At 73.0% G+C, this 3,413-nt stretch carries 3 protein-coding genes; all 3 read right to left on the reverse strand.

Annotation, left to right across the window (positions count from 1 at the left end; all coding sequences use genetic code 11):
• Positions 1–744: indole-3-glycerol phosphate synthase TrpC (gene trpC, locus IJH84_RS03010; RefSeq protein WP_295139916.1), on the reverse strand; the 744-nt coding region annotated here is incomplete at its 3' end.
• A 279-nt stretch (positions 745–1,023) separates the two neighbouring features.
• Positions 1,024–1,623, reverse strand: coding sequence for a Trp biosynthesis-associated membrane protein (locus tag IJH84_RS03015; RefSeq protein ID WP_200069977.1), 600 nt, complete (start codon positions 1,621–1,623; stop codon positions 1,024–1,026).
• Entirely contained in the window at positions 1,601–3,205 is a 1,605-nt protein-coding gene (locus IJH84_RS03020) for an anthranilate synthase component I (RefSeq protein ID WP_200069978.1), read from the reverse strand. Before IJH84_RS03020 ends, IJH84_RS03015 begins: the two co-directional genes overlap by 23 nt.
• Between the last annotated feature and the right edge of the window lie 208 nt (positions 3,206–3,413).

Consider the following 3,413-nt stretch of genomic DNA (forward strand, 5'->3'; position numbering starts at 1 on the left):
CGGGTTGTCGCTGGTCACCAGGCCCTCGCCGACCAGCACCGCGTCCGCGCCGGAACCGGCGTAGGCCATCAGGTCGCTGGGCCCGCGCACGCCGGACTCGGCGACCTTGAGCACCTCCTGCGGCAGGCCCGGCGCGATCCGGCCGAACACCTCCCGGTCCACCTCGAGGGTGTGCAGGTTCCGGGCGTTGATGCCGATGACCTTCGCCCCGGCCTCCAGCGCGCGGTCCGCCTCCTCCGCGGTGTGCACCTCGACCAGCGCGGTCATGCCCAGCGACTCGGCCCGGTCCAGCAGCGCCTCCAGCGCGTTCTGCTCCAGCGCCGCCGCGATCAGCAGCACCATGTCCGCGCCGTGCGCGCGAGCCTCGTGCACCTGGTACGGGCTGACGATGAAGTCCTTGCGCAGCAACGGCGCCGAGACCTTCGCGCGCACCGCGTCGAAGTCGGCCAGCGAACCGCCGAAGCGGCGCTGCTCGGTCAGCACGCTGATCACGCGTGCGCCCGCGGCCGCGTAGTCCGCGGCCAGGTCCTCCGGCTCACCGATCTCGGCCAGCTCGCCCTTGGACGGGCTGCGGCGCTTCACCTCGGCGATCACCCCGACGCCCGGCGCCTGCAAAGCGGCGAGCACGTCGTGCGGTGGAGCCGCGGCCGCGGACCGCTGCTTGATCTCGTCGAACGAAATGGCGGACTCGCGGACGGCCATGTCCTCGCGAACGCCCTCGATGATGGTTTCCAGGACGCTCACTCGAACACCTCGCAGCGCGTGCCCCGAACACTCGCCCGCAAGTCCTGAACATCGTCTATCGCGCAGATGAATTCATTGCGCTCGATCACGACACTCCCCTTCCCGCCGTGCCGGTCGCATGGCCGATGCTAACCCCGCGCGCTGCGGCGCCCGGCCGAGGGGTCGGCACAACGTCCCTGCACAGCAAGGACCTTCGTCCCTTGCCAGCACCGATCGCGGGAGGGCGCCCGGCACCCGGACGCGCCCGGAACCGGTGCCGGGACCACGGCGGGTGACGGCTCACCGCTCGTCGGTAGGGTCCGCTCCCTCGTCCAGGGCCTCCCAGAGCCTTTTGTCCGGATCACGCGATTCGCGGCGCGCACCGGGCGCGGAGTACCTCGAGCCCATCGCGGGCATCCGCTTCGCGCGCGCCGCCACCAGCAGCCCGGCGTTGAGCAACGTCAACGCGGCCAGGCCCATCAGCAGCGGGCCGAACGGGATCGGGTCCGGGACGCCGATCGGCGCGCTGTTCGGCGGCAGGTTCGGCGGCGTGAAGCCGAAGTCGCCGTCGAGGTGCCACGACACCGCGCGCCACACCAGCAGACCGCCGCCGAGCACGGTGATCCCGCCGATGATGCGCCGCATCCAGCCACCGGTGGCCAGCACCGCGGCGATCCCAGCCAGCGACGCCAACGCCAGCGGCACCAGCTCCGGGCGCACCATCGAGCCGGTGGCGCCGGACTGGACATCGCCGGAGTACGGGGTGCGGAACGTGGCGCTGACCCAGCTCAGCGCGCTGGAACCCCACAGCAGGCCGGCGCTGAGCAGCATCAGCAGCACGACCACCAAGAGCAGCCGCGGCGAAGTCGTGCGCTGCTCAGACGCTTGCTCGGTCGTCAACCCGCTCCCCCGCGCTCACGCCGGTGTCCGGCTGGTCCGGCTGGTCCGGCTGATCCGGGCGGCGCAGCGTCTGCGCGGTGGCGACCGCGCCCAGCACCGCCTTGGCCTTGTTCAGCGACTCCTGGTCCTCGGCGACCGGGTCCGAATCGGCGACGATGCCGCCACCCGCCTGCACGTACGCCCGGCCCTCCCGCACCAGCGCGGTGCGGATGGCGATGGCGGTGTCGGCGTCCCCGGCGAAGTCCAGGTAGCCGACCACGCCGCCGTACTGGGCGCGCCGCGTCGGCTCCAGCTGCTCGATCAGTTCCAGCGCGCGCGGCTTCGGCGCCCCGGACAACGTCCCGGCCGGGAAGCAGGACGTGACCGCGTCGAACGCGGAGCGGCCCTCGTCCAGCGCGCCGGTGACCGTGGAGACCAGGTGCATCACATGGCTGTAGCGCTCGACCCGGAAGAACTCCACGACGCGCACCGAACCCGGGCGGCACACCCGCCCCAGGTCGTTGCGGCCGAGGTCCACCAGCATCAGGTGCTCGGCCCGTTCCTTCTCGTCGGTGCTGAGGTCCTTCTCCAGCCGCGCGTCCTCGTCCTCGTCCGCGCCGCGCCAGCGGGTCCCGGCGATCGGGTGCGTGGTCGCCTGCCCGTCGCGCACCGTCACCAGCGACTCCGGGCTGGAGCCGACGATGTCGAACGGCGCGCCGCCGTCCGGGTCGGCCAGCCGCAGCAGGTACATGTACGGGCTCGGGTTGGTGGTGCGCAGCACCCGGTAGATGTCCAGCGAGTCGGCCGTGGTCGGCATCTCGAACCGCTGCGAGACCACCACCTGGAACGCCTCGCCCGCGCGGATCGCCTCCTTCGCGGACTCCACCGCCGCGTAGTGCTCCTGCGGGGTGCGGCGGCGCTCGAAATCCGGCTGCGGGCGGGAGAACGTCGCCACGGTCGGCTCGGACGGCGTGCACAGCCGCGCGGCCATCGCGTCGAGCCTGCGGACCGCGTCGTCGTAGGCGGCGTCCACCCGTTCCGGGCTGTCGTCCCAGTTCACCGCGTTGGCGATCAGCGTGATGGTGCCCTCGTGGTGGTCCAGCGCGGCCAGGTCGGTGGCCAGCAGCATCACCAGTTCGGGGATCCGCAGGTCGTCCTCGGTCTCGTCCGGCAGCTTCTCCAGGCGCCGCACCGCGTCGTAACCGAGGAAACCGACCATGCCGCCGGTCAGCGGCGGCATCCCCGGCAGCGGTTCGGTGCGCAGCAGTTCCACCGTCTCGCGCAGCGCCTGCAGCGGGTCGCCGCCCGCGGGCAGGCCGACCGGCGGGGTGCCGGTCCAGCACGCCTCGCCGTCGCGCACGGTCAGCGCGGCGGGGCTGCGGACACCGATGAACGACCAGCGCGACCAGGAGTGCCCGTTCTCCGCGGACTCGAACAGGAACGTGCCCGTTTCCTCGCCCGCGAGCTTGCGGTACACCCCCAGCGGGGTCTCGTCGTCCGCGAGCAGCTTGCGCACCACGGGGATCACTCGCCGCCCGGCGGCGAGCTCGCGGAACTCCGCGCGGCCCGGGGTGGTGCTGCCGATGTCGCCGTCACCAACCATGCCCGTCATTGTGCCGACCCGGCCGGGGCCGCGTCGCAGCGCCCGCTCTTTGCGGCCGGGACCGCGCGGCGGGAAGGATGGCGCGGTGAGCAGTGGCATTTCCGCGGACGACGGGCGCGCGGGACAAGACGGGCGCGCGAAGCGGCGCGGGCGCAGGCGCGGCGGCGAAGACCCCCGCGCGGCGCTGATCGACGCAGCGCGCGAGATC

This window comes from Saccharopolyspora sp., assembly GCF_017434145.1.
GTDB classification, from domain to species: domain Bacteria; phylum Actinomycetota; class Actinomycetes; order Mycobacteriales; family Pseudonocardiaceae; genus Saccharopolyspora_C; species Saccharopolyspora_C galaxeae.